The sequence below is a fragment of the Azospirillum sp. genome (genome assembly GCF_050789165.1).
The window spans coordinates 1-13,748 of the sequence record NZ_JBOZRT010000088.1 but is presented as its reverse complement, the minus strand read 5'-3'; the positions used below and the strand labels follow the sequence as shown (position 1 = coordinate 13,748).

Sequence of the window (13,748 nt, the reverse complement as noted above, 5' to 3'; positions counted from 1 at the left end):
CATACCCCTTTCCACCCTCAGCGCGCCTCCACGCGCAGGATCACCTGACTCATCACCAGCCGCCCGGCCGCCCCGGCCAGCGCGCGCTCCAGCCCCTCCGCCTCCGCCGCGGTCAGCGGCACGAGGCCGGACGTCCGCGGCAGCGCGTCGGACAGGTCGCGCTCGGTGGCGTAGCAGCGCACCTCCTGGTCGGTGCCGGCGCGCAGCGGCATCGGCATGCGGTCGCCCGGCAGCAGCAGCGGCGCGTGGCCGGGCACCTGCGAGCCGCGGGACTCGCCGGTCGGGAACAGCAGCACCGTGGTGCCCCGCCCGTCGCGCAGCGTGCAGGCGAGGTGGGCGTCGCGGTTGGTCTGCACCAGCAGCCGCACCGGCTCCCCCGCCTTGTAGGATGGATAGGAGCCGCGGTCGGTGGACAGGTAGAGGTCGAGCGGCGCCAGCGCGTCGCGCACCGGCGTCAGCAGCGCCGCCGCCTGCGGCGCGCAGCCCGCCGCGGCGAGGCGCACCGCCAGCGCCGTGGTGTCGCCCGCCGGATCGACGACGCGCAGCACGAGGCTGCGCCGCCCGCCCGCCGAGGTCACCTCGACGGTGCGGCCGTCCACCGGCGCCATGCCGTCCGGCCAGGGCCGTTCGGCCTCGCCGGGAGCCCAGGCGATGCGGGCGCGGCGGCCCGTCACCGGGTCGGCGAGGGTGAGGTCGGGGTCCGCCGTCCGCCGCAGCATCGCCCGCGCGCCGGCCGGCACGCACTGGGTGCCACCGAGCGCCGGATCGACCGTCGGCAGCCCGCCGCCGGTCCGCGCCGGGGTCACGGCGCGCGAGGCGGCCAGTTCGTCCTGGGCCAGCAGCGGCCGGCCGAGAAGGTCGGTCAGGCGGTTGCCTCCAGCACCGCCCTGGCGCTCCAGCGGACCGTCGTACGGCCCCTTGACGGTAAGCGTGCGGCCGTTGGCGAACAGGAAATGCGCGCTGGCGCCGTCCGGCAACCGCACGCCGGTCCCGTCGGGAATCAGCTGTCCGGGCGCGTAGCCGGGCGCGGTGGCGGCGATCACCACCGCGTCCGCCGCGGCGGCGCCGTGCATGGCCGGCACGCAGGCAGCCCAGACGAAAGGAAGAGCGGCGAGAAGGGCGGCGCGGGCAGCGTGTCGCATGGCGACCTCCATACACGGCATATCCCAACCATCGGAGCGGCGGGGGGACTCGTCCACGTCTCCGACGGTAGATGGCGGAGTGAACGCGCCCGGTATGACCTCTTCTTCGCGCAGGAACTATGAGGCGGCTCACACCTGCGTGCAGTCCGTTCATCAGCCCCGGCGGGGTGAGGTATCGCCCGCCCCCTCTTCCGCAGCGGACGGCGGCAAAATCGGGCGGATTCGTGATGTGCATCACAGCGTTACCCCGACCCGGCGCCTACATTGGGTCTATCGCAACCCGAACCGCCAGACGGAGGAGGTCATCATGCTCAGCGCACCGCAGCCGTTCCCGGCGGCCGACGAATTCGCCCAGCTCGGCATCCTGGAGCACGCCTACGTGAAACGCGCCAAACGTCGCGGCAGCACGTCCGTGACGGTGCACGCCGCCGACGGCAGCTTTCTCGGCCGCTTCCCTTCCCGCGACGTCGCCTTCGCGGCGCTGCGCCTCAACGACATGGAGCCGCTGAGCGTCCACTGAGACCTCGGCGCCCTGCGGCAACGCCGCGCATCCGCCCGTAACAGAGATCCGCTAGAGTCCGGGACGGCCCGCGCCGTTCGTGAGCTTGGCGCGTGCCGGCTGTTCTCGGAATGGATGTGAAACGGTGCGACCATGATCGCCAAAGCGCTGCTGCGCGCCCTGTTCCGGCTCGCCTACCGGGTCGAGGTGCGCGGGCTGGAGAACGCCCGCGCCGCCGGGGGAGGCACCGTCGTCGTCGCCAACCCTCAGTCGCGCCTCGACGCCCTGCTGATCGCCGCCTTCCTTCCGGGCGATGCGGTGCTGGCCGTGGACCCGCGCCGGGCCGGGGGCGGCTGGACGCGGCGGATCCTCGGCCTCTTCGACACGGTGCGGCTCGGCCCGGAGACTCCCTGCGCGCTGCGCGCGCTGGTGAAGGCGGTGCGCGGCGGCCGGCGGTGCGTGGTCTTCCCCCGGGGCGTCGCCGACCGCGCCGAGGACTTGGCCCCGGTGTACGGCGCGCCGGCCCTGCTGGCGCACGCCGCCGACGCTCCGGTGCTGCCCGTGCGCATCGACGGCGCGGCGTTCACGCCGTTCTCGCTGTCCAAGGGCTGGCCGGGCGTGCGGTGGTTCCCGAAGATCGTGCTGACCGTGCTGCCGGCGCGCCGCCTGTCGGTGAACGCGGCCCTGCGCGGCCGGACGCGGCGGGCGGCCCTGGCCGGGGCGCTCTACGACGTGATGGCCGATGCGGCGCTGCGGGCCTACGACCGCGACCGCAGCGTCTTCGACGCCCTGCTCGACGCCCGCAGCCGCTTCGGTTATGGCGTGCCGATCCTCAACGACGCCGAGCGGCAGCCGCTGACCTACGGACGGCTGGTGCTGGCCAGCGTCGCGCTGGGCCGGGCGCTGGGCCGGCTGAGCGTGCGGGACGAGGTGGTGGGCGTGCTGCTGCCCAACGCCAACGCGGTGGCGGTCACGTTGTTCGGCCTGCAGGCCTTCGGCCGGGTGCCGGCGCTGCTGAACTACAGCATGGGGCCGGACGCGCTGGTCTCCGCCTGCGCCGCCGCCCGGGTGCGCACGGTGCTGACCTCGCGCCGCTTCATCGCGCTTGGACGGCTGGAGCGCATCGCCGACGCGCTCGCCGCCCACACGCGGCTGGTCTACCTGGAGGACGTGCGCAAGGAGGTCGGCGCGCTCGACAAGCTCTGGGGTCTCGCGGTGTCGCGGCTGCCCGCGCTGATGCGCGGCCGGAACGCCGCGGCCGACGCCCCGGCGGCGGTGCTGTTCACCTCCGGCTCGGAGGGAACGCCCAAGGGCGTGGTGCTGAGCCACGCCAACTTCCTGGCCAACACCGCGCAGATCGCGGCGGTGGTGGACCTGTGGCCGACCGACCGGGTGGTCAATCCGCTCCCCGTCTTCCACAGCTTCGGCCTGACGGCGGGGCTGCTGCTGCCGCTGCTGCTCGGCGTGCCGACCTGCTTCTACCCGAGCCCGCTGCACTACCGCGCGGTGGCGGAACTGGTGGCGGAGTTGAAGGCGACCATCCTGTTCGCCACCGACACCTTCCTCACCGGCTACGCCCGCGCCGCCTCGGACGGCGAGTTGTCGTCCTTGCGCTACGCCGTGGCGGGGGCGGAGGCGGTGCGCGAGAACACGCGCCGGCTCTACCAGGAGCGCTTCGGCGTGCGCATCCTGGAGGGCTATGGCGCCACCGAGACGACGCCCGTGATGGCGGTGAACACGCCGACGCACGCGCGCGACGGCACCGTCGGCCGCTTCCTGCCCGGCATGGAGCACCGGCTGGAACCGGTGCAAGGCGTGCACGAGGGCGGGCAGCTGTTCGTGCGGGGCCCGAACGTGATGCTCGGCTACTACCTGTCGGGCCAGCCGGCGCTGCTGATCCCGCCGCACGAGGGCTGGCACGACACCGGCGACATCGTGGCGGTGGACGCCGACGGCTTTGCCCGCATCGTCGGCCGGGTGAAGCGTTTCGCCAAGCTGGGCGGCGAGATGGTGTCGCTGGCCGGGGTCGAGGCGCACGCCGCGAAGCTGTGGCCGGACGACGCGCACGCCGCCGTAGCACTACCCGACACCCGCAAGGGCGAGCGCATCGTCCTGCTGACCAGCCGCGCCGGCGCCCACCGCGAGGAGTTCCTCGCCTTCGCCCGCGCCCACGGCATCCCGGAGCTGTTGGTGCCCAAGACCGTGCTGTGGGTGGAGGCGATCCCGACCATGGGTTCGGGCAAGGCCGATTACCCCGCGGTCAAGCGCATGGCGGAGAACGCGCTGAGCGACACGGGGGCGAAGAAGCCGGCGTGAGCGCTCAATGGCGCAGGCTTGCGATCCAACCGAGATGCTCGGCCGCGTAGGCCCCCAGCACCAGCGCCGCCACCAGCAGCAGATAGGTGAGCAGGATGATGCGCCAGCCGCGGCCGGCGTGCTTCAGTTCCAGGTAGTGCAGCAGGATCTCCCGCCCCTTGAGGAAGGCGGTGAGCAGCACGCCCGCCACGCCGGCCACGCCCAGCGCCTCATGCGCATGCCCCGGCGCCGCGTTGCCGACGATGAGCGCGGTGACCGACAGGCCGAGCAGCACGCCCCAGGCGATGGTCAAACGGTTCAAAGCCATGGGACACCTCAGCGGATCAGGTAGACGATGGGGTAGAGCAGCACCCAGATCAGATCGACCATGTGCCAGAAGGCGGCACCGGTCTCCAGGTTCTCCACGCTGTTCCAGAACGACACCACCAGCAGCAGGCCGATGCCGAACACCACGTGCAGCGCGTGGAAGCCGGTCAGCATGAAGTACAGGCCGAAGAAGGCGTCGCTGTCGATGGTGTAGCCGGCGCTCAGCGTCGCCGAGTACTCCATCATCTTGATGACCAGGAAGACGCTGCCGACGGCGGAGGCGGCGATGAACAGGCGGCTCGCTTTGGCCTTCAGGCCCTTGCGCCCGGCCTCGACGCCCAACGCCACGATGTAGCCGCTGGTCACCAGCACCAGCGTGTTGAGGCCGCCCAGCAGCCGGTCGAGGTGCGCCTGCCCGGCGTCGAACGTCGTCGGATCGAAGGCGCGGGCGACCTCGAATCCCACGAAGGCGACGCCGAACACGGCCATCTCGCTGAGGATCAGGATCCACATCATGAGGTTCCCCGGCAGGCCGGAGAAATCCTCGGTGCGGCGGTCAATGGTCATATCGGTCATGGGGCTCCTACAATCCCTCTCCCGCCCCGGGAGAGGGTGGCGCCGCAGGCGCCGGGTGAGGGTACGGCCAAGGATCCTTGGACTTACCCTCACCCTCCCGCGGCTCCGCCGCGGGTCCCTCCCTCTCCCGGGGCGGGAGAGGGCTTCTTGATCAGTGGCTCGTCCCTTCGGACAGCGTGATCTTGTTGTACACGTTGTATTTGCCGACCGGTTTGCGCATGCGCAAACGTTTGACCTCTTCGAAGCTTTTCGCGTCGTAGATCACCAGGGCGCCGTCGTCCTCCCACACGCTGACCAGGGCGTAGCGGCCGTCGCGCGTGAACTCGACGTGGGCGGCGGTCTTGCCGGGCTCCGGCGTGATGGTGCGGACGATCTCCAGCGTGCGCTTGTCGAGGATCGCCATGGTGTCCTTCTTCGGGCTCAGCATGGCGTCGGCCCAGGCGTAGGGGCTGTTCTCGTGGCTGCGCAGGAAGAAGCCGGGCCCCAGGCTGTCGATGCGCTTGACCGTCTTCCAGTCCTGCATGTCGATGACCGAGATGGTCGAGCCCTTGAGGTGCTGCGTCGCCATCACCCGCCGGCCGTCCAGCATCCACGAGATGCCGGAGCCAAGGTGCGGCATGCCCGGCAGGTCCAGCGTCGCCTCCTTGCGGCGGGCGTCGAGGTTGATCACCGTGCCCTGCGCGCCGTCGCGGGACGCGCCGATCACCCCGCTGTAGTCGGTGGTGAAGAAGAAATCGTCCAGCGGCTCCGCCATCTCGGTGCGGCGCAGCGCAAAGCGGCCCACGGATTCCGGCACGCCCTCGTCCAGCCCCTTCTCGTAGGTGTGGACGAGGCCGGTGTACACCGGCGGCGCGTCGTCGTTGGTGGCGATCTCCCAGATCTCCGGGATGTCCTTCAGCGCGACGACGAAGCTCTTGCGCGGCGGGGCGGAGTAGACGGCGCTGACCCGCGAGGTCTCGCCCTTCTTGTTCGCCACCGGCATGATCTTGACGAGGCTGAGGTCCTTGGCGTCGAGGATGACCAGCGTGCGCGGCAGCGTGTTGCCGACGGCGACGAAGCGCCCGTCCTCCGACACCGCGATGTTGCGGGTGTTGATGCCGGCGCGCACCTCGGCCACCGTCTGCAGGCTGTACAGGTCGTAGACAGCGATCCAGCCGTCGCGCGAGGCGAAGTAGGCGAAGCGGCCATCCGGGGAGTACTTCACGCCGCCGTGCAGGGCGAAGCGGCTCTGGAAGCGGTCGAGCGGCTCCAGCTTGTCGCCGTCGAGGATGGTGACGTGGTGGTCGCCGGCCTCCACCACCGTGAACAGGTTCAGCGGGTCGGCCTGGAACACCGGCTTGGCCGGCAGCTGATCGCGCGTCTTGTGGACGACGTGCGTCCCCTTGATGTCGGCCTCGCCCCACTTCGGGTCGCTGTCCGGCGCCTTGAAGATGAAGGCCGTGAGATCCTTCACCTGCTGCTCGTTGAGCTTGTCGGAGAAGGCCGGCATCTGCGTGGCGGGGCGCCCCTGCGCGATCACCTTGGCGGCCTCGGCGGGCTTCAGGCGGCCGAGGTTGTCGGGCAGCAGCGCCGGGCCGATGGCGCCCAGCCGGTCGCCGCCGTGGCAGGCCGCGCAATGCTCGGCGTAGGTGGCCGCGGCGCCCTCCAGGGCGGACGCGGTTCCGGGGAGCAGCGCCAGCAGGGCGGCGGCGAGGATGGACTTACGCATGGATCAGCTCCGCGGCGCGGATTTCGTCGTCGGTGAGGTAGCAGCCGGGATCCTCGGCCCAGGGATCGCCGGTGGTCTGGAAGGCGCGCACCCGCGTGTTGCCGTTGCAGATGCCGAGGTACGAGCAGGACCCGCAGCGGCCGGTCACCGGGCGCGGGCGCTGCTTCAGCGCCGCCAGCAGCGGATCGGACAGGTCGGTCCAGATCTCGCCGAAGGGGCGCTTGCGGACGTTGCCGAGCGTGTGGTCGCCCCACATGGTGTCGGGATGGACATCGCCCTGCGTGTCGATGTTGGCGATGTTGACGCCCGACGCGTTGCCGCCCCAGCGCTGGAGGATCTTCGTGAAGGCCGCGGCCTTGTCCGGCAGGTGCTTGCGCACCCAGTGCAGCATGTAGACGCCGTCGGCGTCGTTGTTGCCGGTGACGATCTCGCGGTGACGGCCGGAGGTGGCGTCGTCGTAGGCGGTCTCGAACAGATAGTCCATGGCGTGGCGCGTCGTCGCGTGCAGCGCGTCGCGCTCGCGGTTGGTGTTGCCGCGGCCGGCGTAGTTGAGGTGCGACAGGTAGAACTTCTCGATGTCCTCGGTCAGCATCAGGTCGAGCAGCGCCGGCATGTCCTGCGCCGTCTGCTCGGTCAGCGTCAGGCGGATGCCGACCTTGATGCCGGCCTGCCGGCACAGGCGGATGCCGTGCAGCGAGGACTGGAACGCGCCCTTGCGGCGGCGAAAGAAGTCGTGCGTCTCCTCCAGCCCGTCGAGGCTGATGCCGACGTAGTCGTACTCGGCGGCCTTGATGGCGTCGATGCGGCTCTCGTCGATCAGCGTGCCGTTGGAGGACAGGCCGACGTAGAAGCCCAGCTCCTTGGCGCGGGCCGAGATCTCGAAGATGTCCGGCCGCATCAGCGGCTCGCCGCCCGACAGGATCAGGACCGGCACGCGGAACGCCTTGAGGTCGTCGAGGACGCGGAACACCTCGGCGGTGCTCAACTCGCCCGGGAAGTCGTGGTCGGCGGAGAAGGAGTAGCAGTGCAGGCAGGACAGGTTGCAGCGCCGCACCAGGTTCCAGATCACCACCGGGCCGAGAGGACCCCCGGGAGCACCGGAGGAGGGGTGCGGGGCGGCCCCCCGGCGCGGCGCCTCGGACGGGGCGACCGGCGCGACCAGGGCGCGCATGTACTGGCTCAAGCGGAACATCGGACGGAGACTCCCTGCCGTTCAGCCCATTGATACGGCGGGGGAAGCGGAGGTTACTTGACCGAAGTCATGTCGGCTCGGCGCCCCGCTTTTGTTGTCATTTCAACAACAGAATGTTGGGAATCAGCGCCTTTGTATCGCCGATCAGATTGAATAAATCTGAGGCGACCACAGGATTTCGGAGTTTCCCATGCCGCTCGACACCGTCTCCCTTCAGCCCGCGACCGCCCTGGACCAGCAGGCGCTGGACCGGCTCTTCCTGGAGGCGCGGACCCACAACGGCTGGCTCGACCGCCCGGTGTCCGACGACCTGCTGCGGCAGGTCTACGACCTCGCCCGCATGGGTCCGACGGCGGTCAACACCCAGCCGATGCGCCTCGTCTTTGTCCGCACGCCGGAGGGCAAGGAGCGCCTGAAGCCGGCGCTGTCCGCCGGCAACGTCGACAAGACGATGGCCGCTCCGGTCACCGCCATCGTCGGGTACGACCTGGACTTCGTGGAGACGCTGCCGCGGGTCTTCCCGCACGTGGACGCGCGCCCGTGGTTCGCCGGCAACGACGCGATGATCCAGGAATCGGCGTTCCGCAACAGCTCGCTGCAGGGCGCCTACCTGATGCTGGCCGCCCGCGCGGTGGGCCTGGACGTCGGCCCGATGTCGGGCTTCGACGCCGCCAAGGTGGAAGCGGAGTTCTTCCCGGACCGGAACGTGCGGGCGAACTTCCTGTGCAACCTCGGTTACGGCGACGCCGCCAAGCTGTTCCCGCGCAGCCCGCGTCTGGACTTCGAGGACGTGGCGGTGCTGGCGTAACGTCGCGTCCCCGCCTCCCGCGCCGGAGAGCGCGGGAGGCGGGTGTCATACGGCCGGCGCATGGATGCTTCCATGACCGGCCGGCCGTATGACCCTCTCGCTCAATGCGTTGCATTGAGCTGCCGGGTTTGCATCAAAGGCGCTTGATGGAAGCCATCAAGCGCCTTTGATATCACCCCTGGATGCGCAGCCCGGTCTTCTTGAGGATCTTCGTCGAGTACAGCACGGTGTGGCTGCGCGCCAGCCCGTCCAGCAGCGCCGCCATCTCGGCCACCCGCGCCTCGACCTGGGCGCGGTCGGTGGCGTGCACCATGGCGAACAGCGTGTACGGCCACTCCGGCGGCTTGGCCGGACGGCGGTAGCAGTGGCTGACATACTCCAGCGCGGCGAGGCGCTGACCGGCCTCGTCGATGACGTCGAGCGGCACTTCCCACACGGTCATGCCGTTGGCGGTGTAGCCGAGCCGGTAATGGTTCGGCACCGCGGCGACGCGGCGGACGATGCCCTGATCCTGCATGAAGCGGAACCGAGCGATCACCTCGGATTCCGGGACGCCGACCTGTTCCGCCACCGCGGCGAAGGGGCGCGCCACGATGGGCAGGCCCTCCTGCGTCGCCAGCATGATGCGGCGGTCGATCTCGTCCAGAAGCGAGCCCTGTTTCATGACCGGGGCGCTCATGCCTTGAACCTCAGGTTCAGGTAGTACTCGGCGAGCTTCGGGAACGGGTAGACCGGCAGTCCGGTGCGCTCCTCGATGGCAGCGCACACCGCGGCGACGCGCTCCGGCGTCTCGGTGGCGACGACGAACCACATGTTGAGCGCGTGCTCACGGGCGTAGTTGTGCGCCACCTCGGGGAAGGCGTTGACCTGCTCGACCACGCGGTCGAAGTCCGCCGCCGGAACCGCCATGGCGGCCAGCGTCAGGCCGCCGCCCATGCGCTCGGCGTGGAACATCGGGCCGAAGCGGCTGAGCACGCCGGCCTCCTTCATCGCCGCGACGCGGGCCAGCACCGCGTCTTCGGACAGGCCCAGTTCCTCCCCCACGGCGGCGAAGGGGCGGTCGACCAGGGGAATGCCGTCCTGCAGGCGGTTCAGCAGGGCGCGGTCGGTGGTGTCCAACTCCATCATGCCCTCTCCGTCATGCCCGGCGGGCGCCGTAGCACGGCGCGGTCTGCTTGAAGCGCCGCACGGTGAACAGCAGCTCGCGCCGCACACCGGTCAGGCCGCAGGTCTCGGCCAGGGCGTCGACGCAGCGTGCCACCTCGTCCGGGTCGCGGCCGTGGATCATGGTGAACAGGTTGTACGGCCACTCCGCCCCGCGGCGCGGCCGCTGGTAGCACAGCGAAACGCCGCGGCAGCCGGCCAGCCGCTCGCCGGCCGCGTCCACGGCCTCGTCGGGAATGTCCCACACCACCATGGCGTTGGAGGTGTAACCCAGCGCCTGATGGTCGACGATGACGCCGAAGCGCGACACCGCACCGGTCTCGTTCAGCCGGGCGATCTCGGCGATCACGTCGTCCTCGGTGCAGCCGATGTCCTCGGCGACGGCGCGGTAGGGGCGCTCGACCAGCGGCAGGCCGCGGCGCAGCCAGCCCAGCAGGCGCTCTCTCGCGATCAGTTCCATAGCGGAAACCCCAGGTCCAGGCGGTGGGCGCGTACCAGCGGGAACTCCTGCACCTCCAGCCCGGTGGCGCGGGAGATGGCGACCATCACGCCCTCCACCCGCTCGCGGGTCGGCGCGGTGACGACGAACCACAGGTTCAGCCGGTGGGCGCGCTGGTAGTTGTGGTTGACCTCCTCGAAGCCGTCGACCAGGGCGGCCACGCCCTCCAGCCGCTCCTCCGGCACCGCCATGGCGGCCAGCGTCGAGGAGCCGACGCGGTGCGGCCGGAACGTCGCGCCGACGCGGGCCACGGCGCCCTGCCCCTTTAGGCGCGACAGCCGCTCCAGCACCTCGCCCTCGGTGCAGCCGAGGCGGTCGGCCATCGCCGCATAGGGGCGCGGGTCCAGCGGGAATCCGCGCTGGAACTCGTCGAGCAGGCGGCGGTCGAGCTCGTCCATCATGCGGTTTCCATTACGATTCTGCTCCCCCTCCGTCATCCCCGCGAAGGCGGGGATCCATAAGTGCCATGGCTTGCCGCGTTGGGAACTATGGATCCCCGCCTTCGCGGGGATGACGAAGAATGAAAGATGTCGGACGGGATTACAGCCCGATCTTGTTGGCGCGGGCGGTGAACAGGATGCCGCTGGGCTTGTCGGCTTTGAACTGCGTCACCTCGTTCAGCGTTCCGGTGTCGTAGATCTTGACGGCATCCTTGTCGCGCACCGACACCCATACGGTCTCGCCGCGCGGCGTGAATTCGAAGTGCAGGACGCCGGGGCCGGGCTCCAGCGTCTTCTGCACGCTCAGGCTCGGCACGTCGATCACCTGCATGAAGCCGTTGTCGGGCAGCGCGAAGTTCACCCACACCTGCCGCCCGTCCGGGCGCGGCATGACGAAGACCGGCTGGCCCTTGACCGGCACGCGGCCGACCTCCTTCCAGGTCTTCACGTCCACCACCAGCACCTCGTGCCGGCCGATGGCGGGCAGGAACATCTTGCCGTCGGCGAAGCCCCAGCCGCGCAGGTGCGGCATCTTGAAGACCGGCAGCGCGGGGTCGCCCTTGCCATAGCCGTCGAGGATGCGCCGCGCGCCGGCGTCCATGTTCCACAAGTCGAGCAGCGCCAGCCCATCCTCGCCGAACAGGCCGGCGATGTACCAGCGGCCGTCCGGGGTGATCAGGCCGTCGTAGGGCTGCTTGCCGACGTTCTTGAACTTGCGGATCTGCGGGTTCTTCGGGTCGGCGACGTCGGCCACCCAGATCTCGCCGGGCTCGTACAGCGTCCAGACGAAGCGCTTGCCCGGCGCGTCGGCCAAGCCGACCACCTTGGAGCGCGCCCCGCCCTCCCCGTACGTCGCCGGGATGTCGGCGAGCTGGTCGAGGGTGTCGGCATCGAAGATCTTCACGCCGCCGGGCTCGTAGTTCTGCACGGCGATCAGCGTGCCGTCCTGCGAGATCGAGCCGCCGATGGAGTTGCCCGCCTGCATGACGCGCTTGACCAGCGTGTTGGTCAGGATGTCGACCTTCGACAGCCCGCCGTCCCGGCCGAAGACGTAGGCGTAGCGCCCGTCGCGCGAGAACACCGCGGCGGCGTGGCTGAGGTCGCCCAGCCCTTCCACCTCGCCCAGCACGGTGCGCTTGGTGGTCTCGACCACGAGCACCTTGCCGATGGCGCGCTCGACGACGATGCCCATGTCGTTGGTGCCGCGCGGCTCGCCGGCGAAGGCGGTGCCCGCGATCAGGGAGGCCACGAGGCCGGAATACAGAAGCTTGGCGATCATTGTTCCAGTCCCCGGAGCAGGCGCGCGATCATCCAGCGCGCCTCGGAGTGGGTGAGAAGGCTGCGCCACGGCGGCATCGGGGTGCCGGGAATGCCGTCCAGCACGACATCGGCCAGGGCGTCCTCGGACTTGCCCTCCAGATGCTCGGGCAGCAGCGGCGAGCCAAGGCCGCCCTTGAACGTCATGCCGTGGCAGGACCCGCAGTCCTGGCGCAGCATGTAGTCCAGCTCGGATTGACGGGCCGGCGAGGGAATCGGATCGCCGGCCCAGGCCGGCGCCGCGGTCATCACCACAGCGGCCAGCAGAAGCACGTTACGCATTCACCGCCTCCAGAAGCGGTTCCGCCGCCTCGAACCACGCGAGCTTGGGAGCCAGCGAGACGACGCGGCCAATGATGATCAGGCACGGCGGCGGCAGGTCGGCGCCGGCGACGCGCTCGGGCAGGTCGGCCAGCGTGCCGGTGACCAGCGCCTGCCGGTCGGTGGTGCCGGCGGCGACCACCGCGGCGGGGGTTGCGGGGTCCATGCCGGCGTCGAGCAACCGGGCGCGGATCTCGCCCAGGTTCATCAGCGCCATGTAGAGCACCAGCGTGGTGTTGGGGTCGGCCATGCTGGCCCAGTCGTGCTCCAGCGCCTCGTCGTCCTTGCCGTGGCCGGTGACGAAGCGCACGCCGGTCGCCAGACCGCGGTGGGTCAGCGGGATGCCGGCGTAGGCGCCGCACCCGGTGGCAGCGGTGACGCCGGGGACGATCTCGAAGGGGATGCCGTGCTCGGCGAGCGCCAGCGCTTCCTCGCTGCCGCGGCCGAACACGTAGGGGTCGCCGCCCTTCAGGCGCACCACCCGGCGCCCGGACAGGCCGAGGCGCACCAGGATGGCGTTGATCTCGTGCTGCGGCACCGCGTGGTTGCGCGGCGCCTTGCCGACGAAGACGCGCTCCGCCCGGCGCGGGATCAGGTCGATGATGCCGGCGCCGACGAGGCGGTCGTAGACCACCACCTCGGCCTCCCGGATCAGCCGGAGCGCCTTGACGGTCAGAAGGTCCGGATCGCCCGGCCCCGCACCCACCAGATACACTCGTCCGACGGCCATGGGTCTTCACGCTCGCTGGGGATTGGAGGCGATGCCTCCCCGATGGCCGGTATGCTCGCGCAATTCGGCAAGGGTTTGCTTGACCGTTGTCAAGTCAGGGTTCCACCACGACCTCGCCCTTCATGTGCGGGTGCGGCTCACAGTGGTAGGGGTAGCGGCCGGGCGTGGCGAAGGTGCGCGACCAGGCGTCGTCCGGCAACAGGCGCACCGAGCGCTCGCCGTCCTCGAAGATCACGTCGTGGCTGGTGCGCTTTTCGGCGTTGGTCCAGGTGACCGTGTCGCCGGCCTTGACGGTGATCCGGGCGGGGTCGAAGGCGCTCTTGTCGATCCGCACCGCGACCTCGGCGGCGGTGGCCGGGAGCGACGCGAAAAGCAGGGCGGACAGGGCGATTCGGCGCATGGGGACCCTCCTGACGGAACAAGCGCTCTCAAAAACGTCATCCCCGCGAAGGCGGGGATCCAGGATACCCCACGAAGCCGGAGCTTCGCGCGGGTCTCTGAACCCCCATCTTCGCGGGGATGGCGAAAAAGGAAAGCGAACGATGGCGAGCGAAGAGCCCTCTCCCCTGGGGAGAGGGCTCTCGCTTCGTTACTGCTTCACCACGTTGATGCCGGCCTCGGCGTTGTCCAGGCCCAGCTTGTAGTCCACCGAGACGTGGTGGAAGCGGGCGTTGGTGTGGTCGTCGTGGATGGCGAAGCCGATGGTGTAGGTCTTGCCCGGCTCGATGCT

General features: G+C 70.3%; 16 protein-coding genes. 3 read left to right on the top strand and 13 right to left on the bottom strand.

Annotated features, from left to right (window positions below):
• Nucleotides 1-17: 17 nt before the first annotated feature.
• Nucleotides 18-1,142, bottom strand: a complete 1,125-nt coding sequence (locus ACRWK7_RS19080) for a DUF4384 domain-containing protein (RefSeq protein ID WP_431857872.1) — start codon at nt 1,140-1,142, stop codon at nt 18-20.
• A 307-nt stretch (nt 1,143-1,449) separates the two neighbouring features.
• On the opposite strand from ACRWK7_RS19080, the gene ACRWK7_RS19075 reads away from it, so the two are divergent.
• Nucleotides 1,450-1,662 (top strand): DUF1150 family protein, encoded by a 213-nt coding sequence (locus ACRWK7_RS19075; protein WP_431857871.1) that lies wholly within the window; start codon nt 1,450-1,452, stop codon nt 1,660-1,662.
• Nucleotides 1,663-1,794: 132 nt separating this feature from the next.
• Nucleotides 1,795-3,957 (top strand): AMP-binding protein, encoded by a 2,163-nt coding sequence (locus ACRWK7_RS19070; protein ID WP_431857870.1) that lies wholly within the window; start codon nt 1,795-1,797, stop codon nt 3,955-3,957.
• Nucleotides 3,958-3,961: 4 nt separating this feature from the next.
• On the opposite strand, the gene ACRWK7_RS19065 is transcribed toward ACRWK7_RS19070, so the two are convergent.
• The 4 genes from ACRWK7_RS19065 to nirJ all read right to left on the bottom strand — a co-directional run bounded on the left by ACRWK7_RS19065 (nt 3,962) and on the right by nirJ (nt 7,739).
• The gene (locus ACRWK7_RS19065; protein WP_431857869.1) at nt 3,962-4,264 is read right to left on the bottom strand and encodes a cytochrome C oxidase subunit IV family protein; all 303 of its coding nucleotides are present in this window, start codon (nt 4,262-4,264) and stop codon (nt 3,962-3,964) included.
• Between the two features lie 8 nt (nt 4,265-4,272).
• Nucleotides 4,273-4,839 carry a cytochrome c oxidase subunit 3 family protein gene (locus ACRWK7_RS19060; protein ID WP_431857868.1) on the bottom strand — a complete coding sequence of 189 codons (567 nt, stop codon included), beginning with the start codon at nt 4,837-4,839 and terminating at the stop codon, nt 4,273-4,275.
• 151 nt (nt 4,840-4,990) lie between these two features.
• Nucleotides 4,991-6,547 carry a cytochrome D1 domain-containing protein gene (locus ACRWK7_RS19055; protein ID WP_431857867.1) on the bottom strand — a complete coding sequence of 519 codons (1,557 nt, stop codon included), beginning with the start codon at nt 6,545-6,547 and terminating at the stop codon, nt 4,991-4,993.
• A complete protein-coding gene (nirJ, locus tag ACRWK7_RS19050; RefSeq protein WP_431857866.1) occupies nt 6,540-7,739 on the bottom strand; it encodes a heme d1 biosynthesis radical SAM protein NirJ in 1,200 nt (399 codons plus the stop codon). The genes ACRWK7_RS19055 and nirJ overlap by 8 nt, the downstream gene beginning before the upstream one ends.
• Nucleotides 7,740-7,929: 190 nt before the next feature.
• Between nirJ and ACRWK7_RS19045 the strand changes: the two genes are divergently transcribed.
• Nucleotides 7,930-8,547 (top strand): malonic semialdehyde reductase, encoded by a 618-nt coding sequence (locus ACRWK7_RS19045; RefSeq protein WP_431857865.1) that lies wholly within the window; start codon nt 7,930-7,932, stop codon nt 8,545-8,547.
• A 172-nt stretch (nt 8,548-8,719) separates the two neighbouring features.
• Here the strand turns inward: ACRWK7_RS19045 and ahbB (ACRWK7_RS19040) are convergent, their stop codons facing one another.
• The 8 genes from ahbB (ACRWK7_RS19040) to ACRWK7_RS19005 form a co-directional block, all read right to left on the bottom strand.
• A complete protein-coding gene (gene ahbB / locus ACRWK7_RS19040; protein ID WP_431857864.1) occupies nt 8,720-9,226 on the bottom strand; it encodes a siroheme decarboxylase subunit beta in 507 nt (168 codons plus the stop codon).
• Nucleotides 9,223-9,675 (bottom strand): Lrp/AsnC family transcriptional regulator, encoded by a 453-nt coding sequence (locus tag ACRWK7_RS19035; RefSeq protein ID WP_431857863.1) that lies wholly within the window; start codon nt 9,673-9,675, stop codon nt 9,223-9,225. The genes ahbB (ACRWK7_RS19040) and ACRWK7_RS19035 overlap by 4 nt, the downstream gene beginning before the upstream one ends.
• A 10-nt stretch (nt 9,676-9,685) precedes the next feature.
• On the bottom strand, nt 9,686-10,171 hold the full coding sequence (gene ahbB / locus ACRWK7_RS19030; protein ID WP_431857862.1) for a siroheme decarboxylase subunit beta: 486 nt from the start codon (nt 10,169-10,171) through the stop codon (nt 9,686-9,688).
• A complete protein-coding gene (locus ACRWK7_RS19025; protein WP_431857861.1) occupies nt 10,162-10,611 on the bottom strand; it encodes an AsnC family transcriptional regulator in 450 nt (149 codons plus the stop codon). Before ACRWK7_RS19025 ends, ahbB (ACRWK7_RS19030) begins: the two co-directional genes overlap by 10 nt.
• Nucleotides 10,612-10,750: 139 nt before the next feature.
• Nucleotides 10,751-11,929 (bottom strand): cytochrome D1 domain-containing protein, encoded by a 1,179-nt coding sequence (locus ACRWK7_RS19020; protein ID WP_431857860.1) that lies wholly within the window; start codon nt 11,927-11,929, stop codon nt 10,751-10,753.
• Nucleotides 11,926-12,249, bottom strand: coding sequence for a c-type cytochrome (locus ACRWK7_RS19015; protein WP_431857859.1), 324 nt, complete (start codon nt 12,247-12,249; stop codon nt 11,926-11,928). The genes ACRWK7_RS19020 and ACRWK7_RS19015 overlap by 4 nt, the downstream gene beginning before the upstream one ends.
• Complete coding sequence (gene cobA, locus ACRWK7_RS19010; protein ID WP_431857858.1) at nt 12,242-13,018, bottom strand: uroporphyrinogen-III C-methyltransferase; 777 nt, start codon at nt 13,016-13,018, stop codon at nt 12,242-12,244. Before cobA ends, ACRWK7_RS19015 begins: the two co-directional genes overlap by 8 nt.
• Nucleotides 13,019-13,112: 94 nt before the next feature.
• Nucleotides 13,113-13,418, bottom strand: a complete 306-nt coding sequence (locus ACRWK7_RS19005; RefSeq protein WP_431857857.1) for a cupredoxin domain-containing protein — start codon at nt 13,416-13,418, stop codon at nt 13,113-13,115.
• Nucleotides 13,419-13,748: the final 330 nt, after the last annotated feature.

What these genes read in the sequence shown, in the direction of transcription:
- ACRWK7_RS19070 (WP_431857870.1), top strand. Translation starts at nt 1,795, where the DNA reads ATGATCGCCAAAGCGCTGCTGCGCGCCCTGTTCCGGCTCGCCTACCGG.
- nirJ (WP_431857866.1), bottom strand. Translation starts at nt 7,739, where the DNA reads ATGTTCCGCTTGAGCCAGTACATGCGCGCCCTGGTCGCGCCGGTCGCC.
- ACRWK7_RS19015 (WP_431857859.1), bottom strand. Translation starts at nt 12,249, where the DNA reads ATGCGTAACGTGCTTCTGCTGGCCGCTGTGGTGATGACCGCGGCGCCG.
- ACRWK7_RS19055 (WP_431857867.1), bottom strand. Translation starts at nt 6,547, where the DNA reads ATGCGTAAGTCCATCCTCGCCGCCGCCCTGCTGGCGCTGCTCCCCGGA.
- ACRWK7_RS19005 (WP_431857857.1), bottom strand. Translation starts at nt 13,418, where the DNA reads ATGCGCCGAATCGCCCTGTCCGCCCTGCTTTTCGCGTCGCTCCCGGCC.
- ACRWK7_RS19035 (WP_431857863.1), bottom strand. Translation starts at nt 9,675, where the DNA reads ATGATGGAGTTGGACACCACCGACCGCGCCCTGCTGAACCGCCTGCAG.
- ACRWK7_RS19020 (WP_431857860.1), bottom strand. Translation starts at nt 11,929, where the DNA reads ATGATCGCCAAGCTTCTGTATTCCGGCCTCGTGGCCTCCCTGATCGCG.
- ACRWK7_RS19080 (WP_431857872.1), bottom strand. Translation starts at nt 1,142, where the DNA reads ATGCGACACGCTGCCCGCGCCGCCCTTCTCGCCGCTCTTCCTTTCGTC.
- ACRWK7_RS19065 (WP_431857869.1), bottom strand. Translation starts at nt 4,264, where the DNA reads ATGGCTTTGAACCGTTTGACCATCGCCTGGGGCGTGCTGCTCGGCCTG.
- ACRWK7_RS19075 (WP_431857871.1), top strand. Translation starts at nt 1,450, where the DNA reads ATGCTCAGCGCACCGCAGCCGTTCCCGGCGGCCGACGAATTCGCCCAG.
- ACRWK7_RS19045 (WP_431857865.1), top strand. Translation starts at nt 7,930, where the DNA reads ATGCCGCTCGACACCGTCTCCCTTCAGCCCGCGACCGCCCTGGACCAG.
- ACRWK7_RS19025 (WP_431857861.1), bottom strand. Translation starts at nt 10,611, where the DNA reads ATGATGGACGAGCTCGACCGCCGCCTGCTCGACGAGTTCCAGCGCGGA.
- ACRWK7_RS19060 (WP_431857868.1), bottom strand. Translation starts at nt 4,839, where the DNA reads ATGACCGATATGACCATTGACCGCCGCACCGAGGATTTCTCCGGCCTG.
- ahbB (WP_431857862.1), bottom strand. Translation starts at nt 10,171, where the DNA reads ATGGAACTGATCGCGAGAGAGCGCCTGCTGGGCTGGCTGCGCCGCGGC.
- cobA (WP_431857858.1), bottom strand. Translation starts at nt 13,018, where the DNA reads ATGGCCGTCGGACGAGTGTATCTGGTGGGTGCGGGGCCGGGCGATCCG.
- ahbB (WP_431857864.1), bottom strand. Translation starts at nt 9,226, where the DNA reads ATGAGCGCCCCGGTCATGAAACAGGGCTCGCTTCTGGACGAGATCGAC.